This is a genomic window from Roseateles sp. P5_E8, assembly GCF_054177665.1.
The window spans coordinates 25200-46707 of sequence record NZ_JBGCUM010000003.1 but is presented as its reverse complement, the minus strand read 5'-3'; the positions used below and the strand labels follow the sequence as shown (position 1 = coordinate 46707).

Below are 21508 nucleotides of genomic sequence, written 5' to 3'. Positions count from 1 at the left end.
GGTTATTCGTCGCTGCCCAGCAATTGCAGGTCGACAGCGTCGGCCAGCGCATGCAGCAGCACGCGCTGGGCTTCGACAACGCGCGGCTCGCGGCCGTGGCTGACGCGGATCTGGATATCGGTGTCGAGCAGCACGCCGCGCCACTCGTCGGCCGAGCCCGGCGGCTGGGCCGTCAACGCGATGATGCTCATCTCCTGCGCATGGGCCACGGCGAGTGCGGGCTGCCAGGCGTCGCGCTGCTCGCGCAGCGGCTCGATCATGATGAGCACGTCGCCCGGGTGGCCATGGGCCTGCAGCAGGCGGGTCAGGTCCAGCCCGGCGGCGTCCCGCACCTGGGCGGACAGGCTCCAGGCGGCCAGGCCCGGGCGTTCCTGCTCGAAGCGGCCGGCCAGGCGGGCGGCGAGGTAGTCGGCGTCCATGCTGGCCAGGCCCTGGCCGGCGCACAGGATGCGGTTGCCGCCGGTGATGGCGTCCACCACCATCTGCGCGGCCATCGCCAGGGGTCGGGCCAATTGCTCGGCGGCTTGGTAGAGCAGGTCGGCGCTCTCGAAGAATTGCTGCTGTATTCGCTGTTCGATCATCAGGGCGGGATCATAGTCAGCCGGCATCGAAGGCTGCTTTCAGCCAGGTCAGCTGGTCGCCGTCGAGCGCGACGACATCGAAGCGGCAGGGCGGCGGGCTGGCGTAGCGCAGCAGGTAATGCTGGGCGGCGTAGATGAGCCTCTGCTGTTTGCGTACCGTGACGCTGGCCGCCGCGCCGCCGTGCGAAGCACTGGCCCGGGCGCGCACTTCGACGAAGACCAGCGTGCCGTCGTGGTCGAGCAGGATGAGGTCCACTTCGCCGGCGCGGCGATTGGGGCCGGCACCGACTCGATAATTCCGCTCCAACAGGCGCAGGCCGGCGCGTTGCAGATGCGCCAGTGCGGCGTCCTCCGCCGCGTCACCGCGCGCCTTGGTATCCGGTTTTGATCGAGAGCCCCACTTGAACATTGATGCCTCTCTGCTTCGCCAGGCCGCGCAGGCTGCGGCCGGCGGCCAGCAGTATCCGGCCGCCACGCTCTACCTCGTCGCGACGCCCATCGGCAACCTCGCCGACCTGAGCCTGCGCGCCATCCACCTGCTTGGCATGGCCGATGCGCTGGCCTGCGAGGACACGCGCATGGGCGGCGGCCTGCTGCGCCACCTGGGCCTGCACAAGCCGCTGATTGCGCTGCACCAGCACAACGAGCACGAAGCGAGTGCCACGGTCATTGCGCGGCTGGCGGCCGGCGAGCGCGTGGCCTATGCATCGGACGCCGGCACACCCGCCATCTCCGACCCCGGCGCCGTGCTCGTGCAGGCCGTTGTCGCCGCCGGCTACCGCGTGCTGCCGCTGCCCGGGCCTAGCAGCACGGTGACGGCGCTCAGCGTCGCCGGCGACACGGCGGCCGCGAGCTTTGCCTTCGCCGGCTTCCTGCCCACCAAGGCCGGCGAGCGCCGCACGGCCTTGCAGGCGGTGCTGGCCGTCGAGGGCCAGAGCCAGGTCGTCTTCGAGGCGCCGCACCGCATCGTCGAGGTCATCGCGCTGCTGGCCGAGCTGGCGCCGGAGCGCCGCGTGACGGTCTGCCGCGAGCTGACCAAGCAGTTCGAGAGCATCCACACCGCCGAGGCCGCCACGCTGCCGGCCTGGCTGGCGGCCGATTCGCAGCGCCAGCGTGGCGAGTTCGTGCTGGTGCTGCATGCGCGGCTGCCGCAGCCGGTGGCAGAGGACGATCTGCCCGCCGAGCCGCTGCGCGTGTTGGCGCTGCTCGTGGCCGAGCTGCCGCTGAAGCAGGCCGTGGCCCTGGCCGCCCAGATCACCGGCGCGCCGCGCAACCGGCTTTACGACGCTGGCCTGAAGCTCAAGAACGGCGGCGACGAGTGAGCAGGCCGCCGGCCGCCAAGCCGAGTGCCAGCAGCAGGGCCGGTGCCGGCTCGGGCACGGCCGCCGCGAGCAGGTAGATGTTGCCGTTGATGCCGACGGCGTAAAGCGAGCCGTCGCCGCCTTCGCCGAAGCTGGTCAGCTGAGAGCCGGCAAAGGGCGACGCCAGCTCAGTGGCCGTGTTGCCGGTCAGCGTCCAGATGCGGCCGGAGACATAGTCGCCAAAGACATATTTGCCGTCGAGGGCCGCGTCGCCGCCGCCGCGGTAGACATAGCCACCGATGACCGTGGCGTCGCCGTTGGCGCGGCCGTAGTCGAAGCGCGGGCCGGTCAGGTCGTCGGGCACGGGGTCGCTGATGCCCGGCGTGGCGATGCTGCCTTCGCGCACGCGCCAGCCGTAGTTGGCGCCTCGGCCCAGGCCTGATGCAAAGGAGGCGAAGTCGATCTCCTCGCGTGCACCCTGGCCGACGTCGCCGATCCACAGGTCGCCGGTCGCGCGGTCGAAGCTGTTGCGGAAGGGGTTGCGCAGGCCATAGGCCCAGATCTCGTCATTGCCGGCCACGCCGACGAAGGGGTTGTTCGCGGGCACCGTATAGCCGCCATCGGCGCCGGGCGTGACGCGCAGCAGCTTGCCCAGGTTGCTGTTCAAGTTCTGCGCGTTGTTGTCGGGGTCGTTGCTGCTGCCGCCGTCGCCGGTGGCGATGTAGAGCTGGCCAGGGTCGGCGGCGCTGAAGCCAATCCAGCCCGCCTTGTGGTTGCTGCGGTTGGCCGGTTGGGCGACCGTGAGGATGGTGCGCGCGCTGGCGTTGACGTCGCTCGCGGTCAGCGAGTAGCTCGCGACCACCGTGCTCAGCGTCGTCTTGTCGATGTAGTCGACATAGATGCGGCCATTGGTCGCGAAGCCGGGGTCGAACGCCAGACCCAGCAGGCCGCGCTCGCCGCTGCTGTCAACCTTGGTCGTGAGGTCCAGCACCGTGGACACGCTGCCCAGGCTGTCCCTGACTTTGATGACGCCGCCTTTCTCGACGATGAAGAGGCGCGAGTCGCCGACGGGCGCACTCAGGAAGACGGGTTGGTCAAATCCTGAGCCAACCAGCGTGGCGGCGGGTGCGGCTCCGGCGGCGGCCAGCGCAAGGCTGGCAATGGCAAGCAACTTCATTCGACGCTCCGACGTGGTGCAGGAGCGCTGGATGCTGTGCTTGCTGCGAGCCAGGGCACATCCCTAAGAGAGTCTGGCCAAGCATTGATTTGTTAGCAGCGGTATCGAATTTGAAATGACTCGTGCGCAGCGGTCGCCGCAAAAAAACGCAGGGACCGCAGTCTTCCTAGAATCAACCCATGATCGCCGTCGAACCCACCCTGGCCCGCCTGGCCACCGCCCGCTCCCAACTGCTGGAGCCCTTCGGCCTGACCGAGGCCTCGCTCTCGCAGGCGCTGCGCCTCATTACCGAGCACCGCATCGACGATGCGGACCTCTATTTCCAGACCACGCGCGCCGAGGGCTGGAGCCTGGAAGAGGGCATTGTCAAGAGCGGCTCGTTCAGCATCGACCAGGGCGTGGGCGTTCGCGCCGTGGCCGGCGAGAAGACAGCCTTTGCCTACTCGGACGACATCTCGCTGGACTCGCTGCTCGACGCCGCCCGCACCGTGCGCACGATTGCGGCGGCTGGCCAGAGCAAAAAGGTCAAGGTGCCCGGCACCCACCGCGTGGCCGGCAGCCGCGAGCTGTATGGCGTGTCCGACCCCATCGCCAGCCTGGACAGCTCGGCCAAGGTCGCGCTGCTGGAGCGCGCCGAGAAGATGGCCCGCGCCAAGGACCCGCGCGTGGCCCAGGTCATGGCCGGCCTGGCCGCCGAGCACGAGGTGGTGCTGATCGCCCGCGCCGACGGCACGCTGGCGGCGGACGTGCGTCCGCTGGTGCGCCTGTCCATCACCGTCATCGCAGAGAGCAACGGCCGCCGCGAGGTGGGCTCGGGCGGCGGCGGCGGGCGCTTCGGCTTGGCCTATTTCACCGACGAGATGATCGCGAGCTATGTCGAGCAGGCCGTGCACGCGGCGCTGACGAATCTGGACAGCCGCCCGGCGCCGGCGGGCGAGATGGTCGTCGTCGTCGGCCCCGGCTGGCCCGGCGTGTTGCTGCATGAGGCTGTTGGCCACGGCCTGGAAGGCGACTTCAACCGCAAGGGCTCCAGCGCCTTTGCCGGCCGCATCGGCCAGCGCGTCGCCGCCAAGGGCGTGACGGTGCTGGACGACGGCACCATTCCCGACCGCCGCGGTTCGCTCAACGTCGACGACGAGGGCTGCGCCAGCCAGCGCAATGTGCTGATCGAGGACGGCATCCTGAAGGGCTACATCCAGGACGCGATGAACGCCCGCCTGATGAAGACCGCGCCCACCGGCAACGGCCGCCGCGAAAGTTACGCGCATGTGCCCATGCCGCGCATGACCAACACCTACATGCTCGGCGGAAAGGACGACCCCAAGGAGATCGTCGCGTCGATCAAGAAGGGCCTGTACGCCACCAACTTCGGCGGCGGCCAGGTCGACATCACCAGCGGCAAGTTCGTGTTCTCGGCCAGCGAGGCCTACTGGGTCGAAAACGGCAAGATCCAGTACCCCGTCAAGGGCGCCACCATCATCGGCAACGGCCCGGACGCACTGACGCGCGTCAGCATGATCGGCAACGACATGCAGCTCGACACCGGCGTCGGCGTCTGCGGCAAGGAAGGCCAGAGTGTGCCCGTGGGCGTGGGCCAGCCGACGCTGCGCATCGAAGGCTTGACCGTCGGCGGCACCGCCTGAGCGTGATGCGGCGGCGCACGGTCCTGGGCGCGGCCCTGGGTGGCCTGCCCCTGTGGGCGAAGGCCGTCGAGCTCGGCGCCTGGCCGGCCGAGGTGGATCCCGTCGCCGTGGGCCGGCGCGTGGCGCTGCGCTTCACAGCGTCGCCCTATATGCAGAACCGCAAGCACGGGCCCGAGGCCCTGCACTACGCGGACGTGGTGGCCTGGGTCGGCGCCCTGCAGTTCGCCGGCCTCTCAGGCGACAAGGTACTCAGCGGCAAGCTGACCGAGCGCTTCCTGCCCTTTCGCGAGATCGAATCGCCGCGCGTGCCGCAGACCGATCATGTCGATGGCGCCGTCTTTGGCGCGTTGCCGCTGGAGCTTTACCTGCAAGGTCGGCGGCACATGGACCGCAGCATGGGCCTGGCATTCGCCGATGCGCAATGAGATCGCCCGCGCGCCGATGGGCTGAGCGGCCAGTCGCGGTTCTGGATCGACGACATGTACATGATCACCGCGCTGCAGGTGCAGGCCTGGCGCGCGACCGGCGAGCCGCGCTACCTGGACCGCGCAGCGCAGACGCTGGCGGCCTATCTGGAGCGGTTGCAGCAGCCCAACGGCCTGTTCTTCCACACGCTGGAGGCACCCATCCACTGGGGGCGTGGCAATGGCTGGGTGGCCTCCGGCCTGACCGAGCTGCTCCGCGAGCTGCCGGCCAGTCATGCGCTGCACAAGACCATCCTGGCCGGCTACCTGAAGATGATGCGCAGCCTGCTCGCCCAACAGGCGCCCAGCGGCATGTGGCGCCAGGTCATCGACCGGCCCGCCAGCTGGGAGGAAAGCTCGGCCACGGCGATGTTCACGTTCGCCTTCGTCACGGGCGTCAAGCAGGGCTTGCTGCCCGAAGCCGAGTTCGCCGCACCGGCTCGCCGTGCCTGGCTGGCGCTGGTCGGGCAGTTGACGCCGGAGGGCGATGTACGCGAAGTCTGCGTGGGCACGGGCCACAGCCGGGACGTGGCCTACTGCCTCGCGCGGCCGCGCGTGGTGGGCGACAAGCACGGCCAGGCGCCGCTGCTGTGGACGGCTGCGGCGCTGTTGCGCGCCTGAAGATCCGCTTGCCCATCGGCGAAGCCAGCCGCGGTGGCGCGTGCTAGATTCCGCACCCATGTCCCGCGCCACCCTTTTTAGCTTTTGGTTTTTTCCCCGCCCCGGCGGTGGAGAGTCCTGAGCGCGCGCGCTGACCACAGACTCCCTACAAACCGCCGGGCCTCCAAAGCCCGGCGGTTTTTTCATTTCAGAGGTGCCAACGATGAATGCCAAAGTCTCCAACGTCGAACCCGAAGCCCAGCGCTGGTACTCCCAGGACGACAAGACCAGCGCCACCGATGACGAGCGCATCCTCGACATCACGCCGCTGCCGCCGCCGGAGCATCTGATCCGCTTCTTCCCCATCCGCGGCACCGCGATGGAAGGCCTGATCAGCAGCACCCGCCAGCGCATCCGCAAGATCATGAGCGGCGAGGACGACCGCCTGCTCGTCGTCATCGGCCCCTGCTCCATCCACGACCCCAACGCCGCGCTGGAGTACGCCCGCAAGCTCAAGATCGAGCGCGAGAAGTACGCCGGCACGCTGGAGATCGTCATGCGCGTCTACTTCGAGAAGCCGCGCACGACGGTGGGCTGGAAGGGGCTGATCAACGACCCCTACCTGGACGAGAGCTACCGCATCGACGAAGGCCTGCGCATCGCCCGCCAGCTGCTGCTGGAGATCAACCGCCTGGGCGTGCCGGCCGGCAGCGAATTCCTGGACGTGATCTCGCCCCAGTACATCGGCGACCTGATCGCCTGGGGCGCCATCGGCGCGCGCACGACCGAGAGCCAGGTGCACCGCGAACTGGCCTCGGGCCTGTCCGCACCCATCGGCTTCAAGAACGGCACCGACGGCAACATCAAGATCGCCACCGACGCGATTCAGGCCGCGGCGCGCGGCCACCACTTCCTGTCGGTCCACAAGAACGGCCAGGTCGCCATCGTGCAGACCAGCGGCAACGAGGACTGCCACGTCATCCTGCGCGGCGGCAAGGCGCCGAACTACGACGCGGCCAATGTCGCCGCGGCCTGCGCCGACCTGGCCAAGGCCAAGCTGCCGCAACGCCTGATGGTGGACTGCTCGCACGCCAACTCCAGCAAGCAGCACCAGCGCCAGGTCGACGTCGCCCGCGACATCGCCGGCCAGATGCGCGAGGGCGGCAACAACATCTTCGGCGTCATGGTGGAGAGCCATCTGAACGACGGCGCCCAGAAGTTCACGCCGGGCCAGGATGATCCGAACGCGCTGGAATACGGCAAGAGCATCACAGACGCCTGCCTGGGCTGGGACGACTCGCTGGCGGTGCTGGATGTGCTGAGCGAAGCCGTGAAGGCGCGCCGCTGACACAATCGCGGCTCTTGAAATCCGCATCGCGCGGCCCCACGTGGGCCGCGTTTTCGTTCACGGAATACCTCTCGCCATGACCAAGCAAACCCACGCCTTCCAGGCCGAAGTCAAGCAGATCCTGCACCTCGTCACCCACTCGCTGTACTCCAACAAGGAGATCTTCCTGCGCGAGCTGGTGAGCAACGCGAGCGACGCCTGCGACAAGCTGCGCTTCGAGGCGCTGGACAACGCCGCGCTGTTCGAGGACACACCCAACCTGGAAGTGCGCGTCAGCTTTGACGAGGAAGCCAAGACGCTGACCATCAGCGACAACGGCATCGGCATGAGCGCCGAGGAAGCCGCGTCCCACCTGGGCACCATCGCCAAGAGCGGCACGCGCGAGTTCATGGCCAAGCTGGAGGGCGACCAGAAGAAGGACGCGCAGCTGATCGGCCAGTTCGGCGTGGGCTTCTACTCCGGCTTCATCGTCGCCGACCGCATCACGGTGGAAACCCGCCGCGCCGGGTTGCCCGCCGACCAGGGCGTGCGCTGGAGCAGCGAAGGCACCGGCGAGTACGAGCTGGAGACCATCACCAAGCCGGGCCGCGGCACCGACGTCGTGCTGCATCTGCGCGACGGCGAGGAAGAGTTCCTGAAGACCTGGCGCGTCAAGTCGACGATCAGCAAGTACAGCGACCACATTTCCCTCCCCATCCTGATGAAGAAGGAAGAGTGGGACGCAGACAACGCCAAGCAGGTTGTGCTCGACGAGTGGGAGCCGGTCAACAAGGCCTCGGCGCTGTGGGCGCGCAGCAAGAGCGAGGTCACGGCCGAGCAGTACGAGGAGTTCTACAAGCAGATCAGCCACGACAGCGACGCGCCGCTGGCCTACACGCACAACCGCGTGGAAGGCCGCAGCGAGTACACGCAGCTGCTCTACATCCCGCAGAAGGCGCCCTTCGACCTGTGGAACCGTGACAAGCGCGGCGGCGTGAAGCTGTACGTGAAGCGAGTCTTCATCATGGACGACGCCGAGGCGCTGATGCCGGTCTACCTGCGCTTCGTCAAGGGCGTCATCGACTCGGCCGACCTGCCGCTGAATGTGAGCCGTGAGCTGCTGCAGGAAAGCCGCGACGTGAAGGCCATCCGCGAGGGTTCCACCAAGCGCGTGCTGGGCATGCTGGAGAGCCTGGCCAACAGCGAAGACCAAGCCGACAAGGACAAGTACGCGGCCTTCTGGACCGACTTCGGCCAGGTGCTGAAGGAAGGCATCGGCGAAGACCACGCCAACCAGGAACGCCTGGCCAAGCTGTTCCGTTTTGCGTCCACGCACGCCGACGCCAACGTCAGCCTGGCCGACTACGTGTCGCGCGCCAAGGACGGCCAGGAGGTCATCTACTACATCACCGCCGACTCGCTGGCCGCCGCGAAGCACAGCCCGCAGCTGGAGATCTTCCGCAAGAAGGGCATCGAGGTGCTGCTGCTGGTGGACCGCGTCGACGAGTGGATGCTGAGCCACCTCTACGAGTTCGAGGGCAAGACGCTGCAGTCCGTCGCCAAGGGTGCGGTCGACCTCGGCAAGCTGTTGGACGAGGACGAGAAGAAGAAGGCCGACGAAACCGCCGAGAGCCTGAAGCCGCTGCTCGACAAGCTCAAGGAAGCGCTCAAGGACCGCGCCAAGGACGTGCGCGTGACGACCCGCCTGGTCGACTCGCCGGCCTGCATCGTCGTCGAAGAGGGCGACGTGAGCGGCCACCTGGCGCGGCTGCTGAAGCAGGCCGGCCAGACGGCACCCGAGAGCAAGCCGACGCTGGAGATCAATGCCGACCATGCGCTGGTCAAGAAGCTGGACGGCAGCGATCACTTCGACGACCTGGCCCAGGTGCTGTTCGACCAGGCCGTGCTGGCCGAGGGCGGCCACCTGGAAGACCCGGCTGCCTACGTGCGCCGTGTCAACGCGTTGCTGACGGGTTGACCGTCACGACGCTTCAGCTCAAGGCCAAGCCCGGATCGTCACGGTCCGAGCTGGTCCAGGAGGCCGACGGCACCTGGACGGCCTGGCTGAAGTCGCCGCCGGTGGACGGCAAGGCCAATGCCGAGCTGATCGCGCTGGTGGCGAAGCATTTCGGCTGCGCCAAATCAGCGGTGAGCATCCACAGCGGCGGCGGCTCGCGCTTCAAGCGTGTGCGGGTCGAGACCGGGGCCTAGCTGCGCGGCGTGAAATGCACGGTCCGCACGACGCGCTCCAGCTCGTCGATCTGCACGGGCTTGACCAGGTGCGCATCGAAACCGGCCGCCGTGCTGTTCTCGAAATCGGCAGCGCGGCCATAGCCGCTCAAGGCCACCATGGCCACGCGGAGCTCGGGGTACTGCCGCCGGATGCGCCGCGCCAGCTCGTAGCCGTCCATGCCGGGCAGACCGATGTCCAACAGGGCCAGGTCGGGGGCCGCCGTGGCCACCAGCTGCAGCGCGGCGACCGGGTGCGTCGCCACCCAGACCTCGTGGCCATACATGCGCAGCAGCATGCTCAGCGAATCCGCTGCGTCGTAGTTGTCGTCGACGATCAGGATGCGGCGTGGGGTCTGTGCCGAGCCGGCTGCGTCTGCCGATGCGGCCTGCATCAGCTCGGTCTCGTCGGCGGCCAGCAGGGGCAGGCGGATCGTGAACTCGCTGCCCAGGCCGACGCCGTCGCTGTGTGCGCTGACGCTGCCCGCATGCAGGCCCACCAGGCTGCGCACCAGGGCCAGCCCGACGCCCAGCCCTGCGTCGCGCAGTAGCGCATCGCCGCCGCGCTCCTGGAAGAACAGGTTGAACACGTCCGGCAGCGCCTCGGCGGAAATGCCGCGGCCGTTGTCCCTGACGCTGATGACGGCCTGCTCGCCCTCCTGCCGCGTCGTCAGTGAGATGCTGCCGCCCGGCGGCGTGTACTTGGCGGCGTTGATGAGCAGGTTGGCGACGGATTGCTCCAGTCGCACCGCGTCGCCCCGGCAGGTCAGGGGGTGCGGCGCCTCGTTGAAGCTGAAGTGCTGCTGGCGTTTCTCAAGCAGGGGCTTGGCCATCGCGATGGCTTCCACGGCGATGTCGCCGATCTGGACGATTCCCAGCCGCAGGTCGACCTTGCCCGTGGCGATCTTGGCCACGTCCTGCAGGTCGCTCACCAGGCGCATCAGGTGGCCGAGGTGGCGGCGCATCGTCGAATGCTCGACCGTCTCGTGGCCGCCTGCGCGCAGGCGCATCACGTCGAGTGTGGTCACCAGCGGCGCCAGGGGGTTGCGCAGCTCATGGCCCAGCACGCTGAGGAACTCGTCCTTGTTCGTGGCCGCATGCTGCAGGTCGGCCAGCAGCAGCTCCTTCTGCTCCGCCACGGCCGACGCGGCCATCGCCGACAGCACCAGGTTCTGGTTCGCCTCCAGCAACTGCGCGCCGCCCGCCTCTCGTGGCTTGCCCGGCCAGGCCGCATCCGTGTGCGGGTCGTGCATGGAAAAGAATCGGTAGCAATTGCCGCCAGCGTGCTTGCTGCGGTACATGGCCTGGTCGGCGCAGTCCACCAGGCGCTCGACGTCAGCGGCGTCGTCGGGGAACACGGCAATGCCGATGCTGGCCGACACCCGCACCGCCACGCCGCCCGCCGTGGTGAGCTGGGCCAGCGAGGCCAACAGCTTCTCGGCCACCCGCCCGGGGTCGGCCGGGCCGGCGATCTCGGTCAGCAGCAGCACGAACTCGTCGCCACCCAGGCGGCACACCGTGTCCACCTGGCGCACGCAGGCATTCAGGCAGTGCCCGACCTCGCGCAGCACGGCGTCGCCCACCTTGTGCCCCAGCGTGTCGTTGATCCGCTTGAACTGGTCGAGATCCAGGAACAGCAGGGCGAGGCGGGTGTCGCGCCGCTTGGCATGCGTCAGCGCCTGCGAGAAGCGGTCGACCAGCAGCACCCTGTTCGGCAGCCCCGTCAGGCCGTCGAGTTCGCTGGACTTCGTCAGCTCGGTCACCAGCAGTGCTGACGAGTCGGCCATCGTGCGGGAGCGCACCGCGTCGATCACCAGTTGCTCGTTCGCTTCAAGCAACTGCTGCACCTGATGGCCGCCGAGCTGCGCCTGCGCCAGGGCCAGGTCCGCCAGCACGGTGGCCAGCTCGGCGCGGGCGCTGAGCGTCATGCGCTCCAGCGCGGCGACCTCCGCCGCCAGCGCCGTCGACGCCGTTCCGCGAGGTTCAGGGCTGGTTTCCATACGCTCCTGCGGCTGCTTGGGTGTGGGCCAGACCGCGCCGCGTCAGGCCTCGGCGGCGGCGCGGCGTCGGGTGGCCGGGCGACCGCCCAGCAGGCCTTCCTGCTCGGCGAGCATCGTGCCGATGCGGATGCCGCTGTCGTCGATGCTGTACTCGCGCAGCTGGTCGGAGTGGGCGCTGTCGCGCACCTTGACCACCGCCATCACGCGCCGCAGCCGGCTGTCCACCTCGATGTAGCGCTGCACGATGATGGCGTCGGTCATGAAGGCCGTGCCGTAGGGGCTGAAGCGCAGGTCGGTGTAGCGGTCCTCCAGCTCGGAGGTCATCAGCACCGTCACGCCCATGCCGGTCAGCGAGGCCACCAGCCGCAGCAGCGATTCGCGGAAATCCTCCTTGAACGACGGCCCGAGGGCCAGCTCGAAGCCGGACAGCGAGTCGATGACGACGCGGGTGGCCTTCAAGCGGTGGATTTCCTTGGCCAGCAGGTGCACGACCTCCTCGATGGAGATGTCGGTCGCGTGGCTTTCCACCAGGCCGATGCGGCCTTGCGCGATGTTCTGCGCCAGTTCCTGGTTGTGCGCGCGGTTGGGGCGGCGCTCGAAGGCGGCGATGACGCCCGTCTCGCCGTTGCTCACGCCGGCGTTCAGGAAGGCCGCCGCCAGGATGCTCTTGCCCGACCCCGACGGCCCGGCCAGCAGCAGCGAATAGCCGCGTGGCAGCCCGCCGTTCATCATCTCGTCCAGCCCGGGCACGCCCATCGAGGCGCGGTCCGCGGTGCCGTGGCGTGGCGCCGCCTCAGGCGCGCCAGACGCCGGCACGAAGATCTGCAGCCCGCTCTCATTGATGCGGAAGGCGTGCAGCCCGGGCAGCGAGGGCTGGCCGCGCATCTTCATGATCTCCATCTTGCGCACCATGGCGTTGCGCTGCACGTTCTGGCGCATCCAGATCAGGCCATCTGCCACCGTGAACACCGGGTTGGCGTCGCTGTCGGTGAAGTACTCGCCGATCAGGAAGGTGGTGGCCTGCCAGCTCGTCATCAGCATGCCGAGCTGCTGCATGAAGCGCTGCAGGTGGTTGTGCGCGTTGCCGTCGCCATGTGTGGCCAGCACGACGGAGCGGAAGGAGTCGACGAACACCAGCGCCGGCTCGTGCCTGGCGACTTCTTCGGTGATGCGCGCCAGCACGCGGTCCAGGTCGCCCAGCATGGCCTCGTCGCACAGGTTGACGAAGCGCACGCTGCGGTTGATGGCGTCATGGTCGAAGAAGGCGAACTGCTGCTGGTAGCGCAGCATCTTCAGCGGCGGCTCGCCCAGCACGGTGAAGTACAGCGCCGGCCGCGCCTCGGTGGCCAGCGAAAACATGATCTGGTGCGCCAGCGTCGTCTTGCCGCAGCCGGGCTGGCCGGCGATCAGGTTGAACGAGAACTCCGGCAACCCTCCGCCCAGCAAGTCGTCCAGGCCGGGCACGCCGGTCGACAGGCTGTTGATGGTCACTTTGGAAGTCATGGCGTGGGGTCCTGCGCCGGGGCAGCGCTTGAAGAATTCGACCAGGCGGTCTGGAGCAATCGCTCGCTCAGCGGGGCGCCGATCAAGGTGACGAGCAGCTCGCGAAAGATCTCGAACAAGGCGCTGCCCGCCTCGCCTGCCCGCGATGGTGGTTGTGCAGCGAAAAGCGCCGTCAGCTGGCCCAGGTCGACCGCGTCGTCGCTGCCCGGCTTGAGCGGCGCCAGCCAGGGATGGCGCGCTGCGGCCAGGTGCAGCGTGCGCTTGAACAGCGCCGCGACGCCGCGACGGCCGACGATGGGCTGCAGGGCGGCTTCGATGTCCGTCCACAGCGCGTGGATCGCGGCGGCAATCTGGTGGGAGTCGGCGTCCTCTGCGACACGATGAGCCAGAGGCGCCGTCAACCGGCTGCTCTCTCGACTGTCCATGGGTCGCTTGGGTAGGGGGTGTGCGGCTCAGTGTAGGCGTCGTGGCGCGGCGTGCCGGCTGGCGCACGTAACGGGTCCGGCCATGCCTGTTTTGCGGGGAAGGGACCACACCCTGTTCCCTGAATCAATGACGTGGACTCAGCGCTCGAAGAAGAACCGCATCATTTCCGCGCTGGCGTCCGGCCCGCGCGCATCCGCGTAGGAGCCCGCCGGGTTGCCGCCCGACCAGGCGTGGCCGGCGCCGTGCACCGTCCACTGCTCGGTGACGACACGCCCCTGCGCATCCTTGTGCAGGCGCCGCGTGCAGGTGCGCGTGCCGTGCTTAAGGCCGGCCTGCTCGTCGACGCGGACCGCCGCACCGCCATGCGCCGCCACCACCCGCTCGCCGTTGCTCGGGTGAACCGTGGCATCGGCATCGCCGTGGAAGACGATCATGCGCACGCCCGACTTCGGCGCGCCCACCGAGGCGTGGCCGGCCTGGCCCTGCATCGCCGCCAGCGCGCCTGGCAGATCGCGGGCCGCGCCGGCCGGCAGGCCCGAGTGCACGCCGGCTGCGGCGAAGACGTCCGGGTGCGTCGCCGCCAGGATGGCCGCCATCGCGCCACCGGCGGACAGGCCGGCGACAAAAACGCGTGAGGGATCGACGCCGTGGGTCTCGGCGATGTGCTTCGTCATCGCGGCCAGCAGTGCGGGCTCTCCGCGTTCGCGGCCCTGGTGGTTGTGCTTGAACCAGTTCCAGCAGCCCTGGGCATTGGCCTGTTGCGTCTGCGCCGGGTAGAGCACCAGCGCGTTGTATTCGGCGCCGAGCGCGTTCATGCGCGTGCCCTTGGCGAAGTCGTCGGGGTTCTGCGTGCAGCCGTGCAGCATGAGGACCAGCGCGCGGGGCTTGTCGCGCTGGGGGACAGGGATGAACAGGCGGTAGTCGCGCGCGCCGGCCCGGTGGCTGAAGTGGCCGGAGACGAATTGCTCGCGCTCCTTGATCGGCGCGGGTGACACCGGCGTGTCGCGCTCGATGACGCGCGCCTCCACGTCGATGACGTCGGCATCGGCCGAGGGCGCTGGCGGCGCCACCGCCGCGCCGCCTTTCAGCGCGCCGGCAATGGCGGCCATCGCGCCCCTGAGGTCGCCGGAGCGCGTCAGCGCGGTGGCGTTTTTCATCAACTGGGAAAACTGGGGGTGCATGGGAACTTTCATGAAAGGTTTACAGCAGCCGGCCGACCAGGGCCGCTTTCACGGCGGGGCTGGCATGCAGCGCGCCCAGCACGGCCAGCGACTCGATGGTGGCCAGCGCCAGCTCGGGTGTGACGTCGGGCGCGATGACGGCCAAGCCGAGCACGCGGATCTGCAGCTTTTCGCCGGCCGCCTGGGCCTGGATGAGGTCCGCCGCGCTGAACTGCTGGATGCCCAGCACGATGCTCTTGCGCGTGACGACCTGGCGCACCACGTCAGCGTGGTTGGCGATCTGGTTGCGGATGGCCGTGCGGATCAGGTCGCTGCGGTTGGCGTAGAAGCCTTCCTGCACCAGCAGGTCGATCTGACCGAGGTCGACGCAGCCAATGTTGATCGTCAGCTTTTCATCGACGGGCTTGGCCGCCTTGGGCGAGAGCAGGGGAGTAGCAGGCATGGCGGCATGATGCGCCATCCACTTGGAATCCACTAGCCATATTTCGTGTTCAAACGTGACGTCCGTTGCCAGGCCGACGGCTCAGCTTTACGTGCGCACGTCACGATTTGTGACAGCAATGCGACAACACCCGTCGCTGCGGGCTTCCGTTGCGAGCGGCTCGCGGATACCCTCCTAGGGTTTTCACCGAGTTAGCGTCGTCCATGGTTCCGAGTGAGTTCTGCGCGCCTGTTCCTGCCGTGCCAGCGGCCATGGTGACCCACCGCCTCGTGTTGCGGCCACCTCGGGAAAATGATCTCCAGACGTTGGTCGCGCTGTACGCCGACCCCGCCGTCAACCGCTTTTGTGCCGCTGCCACGCCGCAGGGTGCCGCCGCCATCGAGGCGCAGCTGCAGGGCTGGATCGCCCACTGGCAGAAGCTGGGTTTCGGTCACTGGGCCATTGCCGAGCGCGACAAGCCCGAGGTGCTGATCGGCTTTGGCGGCCTGATGCACCGTAGCGTCGCCGGCCATGCCGGCCTCTACCTCTACTACCGCATCACGCCCCAGGCCTGGGGCCGCGGCCTGGCGTCTGAAATGGCGCTTCACGCCTTCACGCAGGCGTTCGAGCAGCGCCGTGAGAGCACGGTCGTCGCCGCAGTGCTGCCCAGCAATGCGCCGACACGCAAGACGCTGGAATGCCTGGGCCTGCGCCTCAAGGGCGCGCTGGCCGATGGCCCCGGCAGCGCTGCGGCGCTGCTCTACGAGCTGAACGCCGACCGCTGGGCCAGCCTGCCGCGCGGCGAGCCGGAAGCCATCGCCTTCGCGGCTTAGCGCTTAGTCGAGCGGCCAGACTGGGCGGGGCAGTTGCCTGTAGGGCAGCCGGCCCAGGTCCGAGGCCAGGCTGCCCGGTGTGTCGGCGTACACGACCGCCGCGGCCATCGCGTCGAAGCCTGAGCGGAAGTGCTGGGTCGACTTGACGACGACCAGGCGCTTGGCGCTGGGGTCAATGCCGAGTTCGGTAAAGCATTCCGGTGAGAACACCTGCTGGCGGGTGCTGTTGAGCACGATGTCTATGCCCTGCGCACGCACGGCGACGGCCGTGCCCAGCGGGTCGGTGCCGCCGGGCGTCAGGCTGCGCTGGCAGGCATTGGCGCGGCAGGCGAGCACTTCGACGTCGAGGTCCACTGGGTCGCCGGACATCGGCCCCACTTTGCCGCCGATGCGCAGCTGCAGGCGCGCGCCGACGCCTGCTGACGTCGCGATGGCCACGGCCTGTGGGTCCCAGATCATGCCGAGCGCCACGTCCTGCACGCCACGCCGCAGCAGCTCGCGCAGCACGAAGGTGCTGTCGCCGGCCGCGCCGCCGCCGGGGTTGTCGGCCGTGTCGGCCAGCACGACGGGGCGCCCTTCGGCCCGCTGCATGGCGGCCAGGGCCTCGTCCAGCGCCGCATCCAGCGGCAGGCGGTTGGCAACGGCGCGTTCGCGCAGGCCGTAGAAGCTGTCGGCGAGTTCGCCCAGCAGTTGCGCGGCCGCCTTGGCTGCGGCCGGCGTGTCCTGCGCCAGCACGAGCACGGCCGCGCTGGTGTACGGCGTGTCCGACCACGGGAAGCCGTGCAGCACCGATACCGAGGCCACCCCCGGCACCGTCTGCTCGCTGGCCTGCAGCTGGCGCACGAAGTCGCTCATCGGCGGCTGCGTCGTGCCGAAGATGCCCAGCATGGGCACGCGCCGCCACTGCGCCTTGATCGCCAGTTCGCCGCGCGCCATCGCGCTCAGCATCGCGTGCAGCTCCTCGCCGCGGGCGGCGTAGTCGATGTGCGGATACTCCTTGCAGGCCACCAGTACCGCGCCCGAGTCGACCATGGCCGGGCTCAGGTTGCAGTGCAGGTCCAGCAGCGCACCCAGCGGCACGCGCGGGCCGATCAGCTCGCGCACGCGGGTCAGCAGGTCGCCTTCGCAGTCGGGGTAGCCGTCGGCCAGCATGGCGCCGTGCAGCACCAGCAACACGGCGTCCACCGGGCCCAGGCTCAGGGACGCGCGCAGGTCGGCCAGCAGTTCGTCGCGCAATTGCTCGTAGTCGGCGCGGGACAGCGGGCCGGACGGCTGCGCCTCGGCGTACAGCCCCGGCAGCAGCGTGTCGCCCTGGCGCGCGGCGGCGGCGATGACGCCCATCAGCGTCGGCTGGGCGACGATCTTCTGCAGCGCGCGCGCGTCGCTGCGGTGGATCAGCACGCCCTCGCGGAAGGACTGCACGCTGGTGGGCAGCGGCGAGAAGCTGCTGGTCTCATGCACCAGCCCGCCCAGGAAGAGCTTCATGGCTGGCCTCTCAGTAGTACTGGTTGAAGCCGATCAGGTGGTGGTACACCGCCACCGCAAGCAGCACGGCAAAGGCCAGCACCCAGACGATGGCCAGCGCCTTGGCGGCCTTGTTGCCGACCTTCAGCACATGGCGGGCATGCAGGCCGGCCACGACGAGCCCGCCGACCGCCGACACCGCCAGCACCAGCTGCGCCAGCGGCAACAGCAGCGACGCGTCCCCCAGGCTCTCCAGCAGCGAGACCACCCAGGCCCACAGGCCCAGGCCCAGCAGTGCGCCCACGCTGGCGATGCGCACCCACGTGACCTGCTTGGGCGGGGGCACCGCCACGTGGTAGCGGCGGCGCAGCACGGCGGCCACGGGCCACAGCAGGGCGGTCAGCAGCAGCGTGATGAGGGCCAGGCCCGTCAGCACCAGCACCATCGGGCTGGCCATGAAGGGCACCGGCTCGAAGATGAAGGCGAACACGAAAGGCTCCAGCCCCCAGTGCTTGACCTTGCCGTTCTCCACAGCGGCCTGCAGCCGGCGCTTGCCGTGTTCCTCCTCCCAGAAATAGGGCTTCACCTCGCGGTAGACGCTGCGCGCGCCTGCCAGGTCGATGGCCAGGCGGCCGTCTTCCAGCGCTTGCACCTTCAGCGGGCTCAGCAGTTGCAGCACGGACAGCCAGGTCGAGTCCTCGCGGCGCGTGTTGCGGTAGGCGCCGGCCATCTGCTGCGCATGCTGCTTGGCGGTGGCTTCGTTCACCTCGGGCTTGGTGGCCGGGCGGGCGTCGGGCAGGTAGCGGTCGGCGAAGGCCTCGAACAGCTTGTCGCGCAGCCAGGCGCCCTGGCGCTCGTGGCCGGCGCCGTTGACCGACACGTACAGGCCGATGCCATCGTCGACGAACAGCAGCAGGTCGCTGTGGAACAGCACCGTGTCGCCGCCGTGGGCCAGCACGCGGTGGCCGTTGATGTTCTGCTCGTAGAAGCCCAGGCCGATACCGGAGAGGCCGGGCATCGGCCGCGTCAGCTGGCCGAACATCAGTTTGACGGTCTCGGGCTTGAGCAGCTGTGCATCACCGAGCCGGCCCTGTTGCAGATAGGCCAGCATGAAGCGGCCCATGTCCGCGCCCGGAGCCGACATGCTGCCGGCCGGCGGCATGCTGATGATCTCGAAGCCCAGGGGCTTCTCGTCCTGCGTCATATAGCCCTGCGACATCTGGCCCTTGAGCGCATCCGGCAGCGGCTGGCGGAAGGTCGACTGCTTCATGCCCAGCGGCGCGAAGACGTGCTGCTCCAGGTAGTCGTCGAACGACTTGCCGCTGACGCGCTGGACGATGTAGCCGGCCAGCGAGGTGGCGTAGTTGGAGTAGCCGGGCGTGGTGCCGGGGTCGTAGACGTAGGGCGGGATATAGCCCTTGAGCACCTTGCCGAGGTCGGGCGTGACGGGCGCGTAGGTCAGCAGGTCGCGCGCCGTCTCTTCCAGGCCGGTCGTGTGCGTCATCACGTGGCGCAGCGTCAGCGCCTTGCCGTTGCGGCCCGGCATCGTGAAGTCGAGGTACTTGTTCAGGTCGGCGTCCAGGTCCAGCTTGCCCTGCTCGACGAGCTGCATGACGGCCGTCCACGTGAACAGCTTGGACACCGAACCGGGGCGGAACAGCGTCTTCTGCGGGTCCACCGGCAGATGCTTGTCCCAGTCGGCGTAGCCGTAGCCCTTCTGCACCAGCGGCTGGCCGTCCTTGACGAGGATGACCACGGCGCCCGGCACGCGGGCGCTGCGCAACGCGCTCGGCATCAGGCCGTCGAGGAAGGCCTCGGCATCGACGGCGGTGAGCGCCACGCCTGCCTTGAGCTTGGGCATGGCCGTCGTGACTTCCGGTGCGGCAATGGCTGCGGGCGGCGTCACGGCCGGCGCAGGGCCGGTCTGTGCCCAGGCGGGCGCCAGCGCGGTGAGTGCGAAGGCCAGCGCGTGCAGGCGGGTGAACAGCTTCGTCATGCGAGGTCCCGTGATCAGAAGTTCAGGGTCAGGTTGGCACCGATCGTGCGCGGCGCCACCGTCGTCACGTTGAGCGGCAGGCCGAAGGCGGTCAAGCCGGTGTCGGCGCCCAGGATGGCGCGCTTGTCGGTCAGGTTGCGCACAAAGGTGGAGAGCTGCCAGCGGCCGATCTCCACGCCCCACTGCGCATCCACCAGCGTGTAGCCGGGCTGACTGAAGTTGGGCACCGAGCCGCCGACCGTGTCGAAGCCGGCGTTGCGCTGGCCGACGCGGCGCACGTTCAGGCCGGCATAGGACGGGTTGTTGACCAGGTCGAAGGCATAGCGCGCGCCCAGCGTGAAGGCGAGCTTGGCGCTGTTGGGCATGCGCGAGCCGGCCGGGCCCAGCGCCGGGGCGTCCTCGGTCAGCTTGGGGTCGGTCCAGGCCAGGCTGCCTTCCAGCTGCCAGTGCGCGTCGACCTTGTAGCGGGCGGCCAGCTCCAGGCCGCGCACGCGCGCCTTGCCGGCGTTGACGACGATCTGGCTGGCGCCGATGGCCTTGGGCTGCTGCAGGTCGTTCCAGTCGATGTTGAACAGCGCCGCTTCGACGTTCAGGCGCTTGTCCAGCAGGTCGGCCTTGTAGCCCAGCTCGTAGCTCCACAGCGTGTCGTGGCCGAAGGTCGCCGGCGTGCCGGCGATGACCTGGCCGTTGGTGTCGATGGCCGGCGAGTTCGGGCCGCCCGGCCGGTAGCCGCTGGCGGCGCGGAAGTAGACGTTGCTCGTCTTGTCGATCGCGTAGCGCAGCGTGGCGAGATAGGTCCTGGCCGTGTCGTCGCTGGGCGCCGAGGAGTTCAGCACGTCGTTGACGAACACCGTGTAGACCTGCTCGTTCTTCGCCACGCGGGCACCGAGCGTCACGGACCACGTCGGGTCGATGTTCCAGGTCACATCGCCGTAAAGGGCGCGCTCGCGGTACTCGGAGGGCTGGCCGGTCGTCGTCAGCACCATCTCGCCGCCGCCGCCGGCCACCTGCGCCCACAGGCGCTGGCCGACGAGGCCGGTCTCCTTGGTGCGGAAGTAGCCCAACAGCCATTCGACGGTGCCGCGCTGCGAGGTCAGGCGCAGCTCCTGCGTCTGCTTGCGCAGGCCGAAGGCGTTGTTCAGCGACACAAAGTCGAAGGCCGGGTTGTTGCCCAGCAGGGCCGTGGCGTCCTGGCCGGTGGCGCTGTCGACGCGTTGTGTCGACGCGATGGCGTTGAAGCGCGCCCAGCCGAAGTCGTATTCGAAGTCGGCCGAGCTGAGGCGCGTCTTGAGCTTGTAGGCCTCGGCGGTGTCGAGGTGGCGCGTCCGCTCGCCGTAGATGGGTTGGCCGGTGGCGATGTCGTACTCGACGACGTTCAGGCCGTTGCGCCGGATCTCCTGCTGCGTGTGAGCCAGGCGCAGTTTCATCCTGGACATGGGCTCGATCAGCACCGACACCCGCGCGCCGCGCGTGTTGCCGTCGTTGATGTGCTCACCGGCCGCCTTGCCGACGGCGTCGATGTGGCCGCCCTCGTGGTCGTTGAAGGCGGCCACGCGCAGCGCCGCCACGTCCTGGCTCAGCGGCACGTTGAGCACCGCCTGCTCGGTGTGGCCTAGCGCGCCGCCGCGGGCCTGGCGCACGCCCAGGCCGACCTTGCCGGAGAACTGCGAGCTGTCGGGTTCGTTGGTCACGTACTTCAACAGCCCACCCATGGCGCCCGCGCCGTACAGCGTGCCCTGCGGGCCGCGCAGCACCTCGATGTGGCGCAGGTCCAGCAGCGACAGGTCCAGCGCCGTGTTGGCGCCGCCGACGAAGGCGCTGCTGGAGCCGAAGGCGACGTCGTCGACATACATGCCGACGGTGGCGATCTGCTGCTCGCCGACGCTGACGCCGCGCATCGTCACCGCGCCGCGGCCGGGGCCGCCGCTCGTCTTCACGTCCACGCCGGGCAGGCCGCCGACGTAGTCGCTCAGCGACGCGGCGCCCGCACGCTCCATCGGCTCGGCGCCCAGCGTCTCCACGCGCAGCGGCACGTCGCGCACCGGCTCGCGGCGGCGCGTGGCGGTGACGGTCACGATGTCGAGCTTCTCGACGTCGCGCTGGGCCTCGGGTGCCGCTGCGGCAGTGGACTGCGCCCACAGTGGCGACGCGCACAGCGCGGACAGTGTGGCGAGGCCGGGCACCAGCAGGGCTGCCAGCCGATGACGCTTGTGGCGTTGGGGCAGCGCGCCTGGGCGAGCGACGCGGGAGGACCGGCTCATGGCTTCTCCTGGATCAGAGTTGGGTTGTTTGATGAGTGAAGTTTCCAATTTGGAAAAATCTTTCCCATCGGTGTAAACCTTATATGAAATGCCCAACTGGT

General features: G+C 68.9%; 19 protein-coding genes. 8 read left to right on the top strand and 11 right to left on the bottom strand.

Features of this window, described 5'->3' with window-relative positions; translation table 11 throughout:
• Nucleotides 1-2 precede the first annotated feature (2 nt).
• Together ACXRVZ_RS02655 and ACXRVZ_RS02650 are read right to left on the bottom strand one after the other, a co-directional pair.
• Nucleotides 3-581 (bottom strand): SIS domain-containing protein, encoded by a 579-nt coding sequence (locus ACXRVZ_RS02655; protein WP_457421307.1) that lies wholly within the window; start codon nucleotides 579-581, stop codon nucleotides 3-5.
• A gap of 16 nt (nucleotides 582-597) precedes the next feature.
• Nucleotides 598-990 (bottom strand): YraN family protein, encoded by a 393-nt coding sequence (locus ACXRVZ_RS02650; protein ID WP_457421309.1) that lies wholly within the window; start codon nucleotides 988-990, stop codon nucleotides 598-600.
• On the opposite strand from ACXRVZ_RS02650, the gene rsmI reads away from it, so the two are divergent.
• On the top strand, nucleotides 983-1903 hold the full coding sequence (gene rsmI / locus ACXRVZ_RS02645; RefSeq protein WP_457421311.1) for a 16S rRNA (cytidine(1402)-2'-O)-methyltransferase: 921 nt from the start codon (nucleotides 983-985) through the stop codon (nucleotides 1901-1903). The two genes, ACXRVZ_RS02650 and rsmI, sit on opposite strands and share 8 nt — an antisense overlap.
• Here rsmI and ACXRVZ_RS02640 read toward each other — a convergent pair.
• Nucleotides 1881-3059, bottom strand: coding sequence for a PQQ-dependent sugar dehydrogenase (locus tag ACXRVZ_RS02640; RefSeq protein ID WP_457421313.1), 1179 nt, complete (start codon nucleotides 3057-3059; stop codon nucleotides 1881-1883). The two genes, rsmI and ACXRVZ_RS02640, sit on opposite strands and share 23 nt — an antisense overlap.
• A gap of 179 nt (nucleotides 3060-3238) precedes the next feature.
• On the opposite strand from ACXRVZ_RS02640, the gene tldD reads away from it, so the two are divergent.
• The 6 genes from tldD to ACXRVZ_RS02610 all read left to right on the top strand — a co-directional run bounded on the left by tldD (nucleotide 3239) and on the right by ACXRVZ_RS02610 (nucleotide 9304).
• Nucleotides 3239-4702 carry a metalloprotease TldD gene (gene tldD / locus ACXRVZ_RS02635; protein ID WP_457421315.1) on the top strand — a complete coding sequence of 488 codons (1464 nt, stop codon included), beginning with the start codon at nucleotides 3239-3241 and terminating at the stop codon, nucleotides 4700-4702.
• A gap of 5 nt (nucleotides 4703-4707) precedes the next feature.
• Nucleotides 4708-5127: a hypothetical protein gene (locus ACXRVZ_RS02630; protein WP_457421317.1), complete on the top strand. Its 420-nt coding sequence runs from the start codon at nucleotides 4708-4710 to the stop codon at nucleotides 5125-5127.
• Between the two features lie 21 nt (nucleotides 5128-5148).
• The gene (locus ACXRVZ_RS02625; RefSeq protein ID WP_458232183.1) at nucleotides 5149-5787 is read left to right on the top strand and encodes a glycoside hydrolase family 88/105 protein; all 639 of its coding nucleotides are present in this window, start codon (nucleotides 5149-5151) and stop codon (nucleotides 5785-5787) included.
• A gap of 202 nt (nucleotides 5788-5989) precedes the next feature.
• Nucleotides 5990-7114 (top strand): 3-deoxy-7-phosphoheptulonate synthase, encoded by a 1125-nt coding sequence (locus tag ACXRVZ_RS02620; RefSeq protein WP_457421319.1) that lies wholly within the window; start codon nucleotides 5990-5992, stop codon nucleotides 7112-7114.
• A gap of 76 nt (nucleotides 7115-7190) precedes the next feature.
• Nucleotides 7191-9071, top strand: a complete 1881-nt coding sequence (gene htpG, locus ACXRVZ_RS02615) for a molecular chaperone HtpG (RefSeq protein WP_457421321.1) — start codon at nucleotides 7191-7193, stop codon at nucleotides 9069-9071.
• On the top strand, nucleotides 9068-9304 hold the full coding sequence (locus ACXRVZ_RS02610) for a DUF167 domain-containing protein (protein WP_457421323.1): 237 nt from the start codon (nucleotides 9068-9070) through the stop codon (nucleotides 9302-9304). Before htpG ends, ACXRVZ_RS02610 begins: the two co-directional genes overlap by 4 nt.
• Here the strand turns inward: ACXRVZ_RS02610 and ACXRVZ_RS02605 are convergent.
• The 5 genes from ACXRVZ_RS02605 to ACXRVZ_RS02585 all read right to left on the bottom strand — a co-directional run bounded on the left by ACXRVZ_RS02605 (nucleotide 9301) and on the right by ACXRVZ_RS02585 (nucleotide 14874).
• A complete protein-coding gene (locus tag ACXRVZ_RS02605; protein ID WP_457421325.1) occupies nucleotides 9301-11322 on the bottom strand; it encodes a diguanylate cyclase domain-containing protein in 2022 nt (673 codons plus the stop codon). The genes ACXRVZ_RS02610 and ACXRVZ_RS02605 overlap by 4 nt on opposite strands.
• A gap of 42 nt (nucleotides 11323-11364) precedes the next feature.
• The gene (locus tag ACXRVZ_RS02600) at nucleotides 11365-12825 is read right to left on the bottom strand and encodes an RAD55 family ATPase (protein ID WP_457421327.1); all 1461 of its coding nucleotides are present in this window, start codon (nucleotides 12823-12825) and stop codon (nucleotides 11365-11367) included.
• Nucleotides 12822-13250 carry a hypothetical protein gene (locus ACXRVZ_RS02595; protein WP_457421329.1) on the bottom strand — a complete coding sequence of 143 codons (429 nt, stop codon included), beginning with the start codon at nucleotides 13248-13250 and terminating at the stop codon, nucleotides 12822-12824. The genes ACXRVZ_RS02600 and ACXRVZ_RS02595 overlap by 4 nt, the downstream gene beginning before the upstream one ends.
• A gap of 138 nt (nucleotides 13251-13388) precedes the next feature.
• Nucleotides 13389-14408 (bottom strand): extracellular catalytic domain type 1 short-chain-length polyhydroxyalkanoate depolymerase, encoded by a 1020-nt coding sequence (locus ACXRVZ_RS02590; RefSeq protein ID WP_457421331.1) that lies wholly within the window; start codon nucleotides 14406-14408, stop codon nucleotides 13389-13391.
• Nucleotides 14409-14451: 43 nt separating this feature from the next.
• The gene (locus ACXRVZ_RS02585) at nucleotides 14452-14874 is read right to left on the bottom strand and encodes a CopG family transcriptional regulator (RefSeq protein WP_457421333.1); all 423 of its coding nucleotides are present in this window, start codon (nucleotides 14872-14874) and stop codon (nucleotides 14452-14454) included.
• A gap of 203 nt (nucleotides 14875-15077) precedes the next feature.
• Here ACXRVZ_RS02585 and ACXRVZ_RS02580 point away from each other — a divergent pair, with 203 nt between their 5' ends.
• Nucleotides 15078-15686, top strand: a complete 609-nt coding sequence (locus tag ACXRVZ_RS02580; protein ID WP_458232172.1) for a GNAT family N-acetyltransferase — start codon at nucleotides 15078-15080, stop codon at nucleotides 15684-15686.
• A gap of 3 nt (nucleotides 15687-15689) precedes the next feature.
• Here the strand turns inward: ACXRVZ_RS02580 and ACXRVZ_RS02575 are convergent, their stop codons facing one another.
• The 3 genes from ACXRVZ_RS02575 to ACXRVZ_RS02565 are packed head-to-tail and all read right to left on the bottom strand — an operon-like array spanning nucleotide 15690 to nucleotide 21407.
• The gene (locus ACXRVZ_RS02575; RefSeq protein ID WP_457421337.1) at nucleotides 15690-17171 is read right to left on the bottom strand and encodes a M81 family metallopeptidase; all 1482 of its coding nucleotides are present in this window, start codon (nucleotides 17169-17171) and stop codon (nucleotides 15690-15692) included.
• 10 nt (nucleotides 17172-17181) lie between these two features.
• On the bottom strand, nucleotides 17182-19146 hold the full coding sequence (locus ACXRVZ_RS02570) for a serine hydrolase domain-containing protein (protein ID WP_457421339.1): 1965 nt from the start codon (nucleotides 19144-19146) through the stop codon (nucleotides 17182-17184).
• A 14-nt stretch (nucleotides 19147-19160) separates the two neighbouring features.
• Complete coding sequence (locus tag ACXRVZ_RS02565) at nucleotides 19161-21407, bottom strand: TonB-dependent receptor (RefSeq protein ID WP_457421341.1); 2247 nt, start codon at nucleotides 21405-21407, stop codon at nucleotides 19161-19163.
• Nucleotides 21408-21508: the final 101 nt, after the last annotated feature.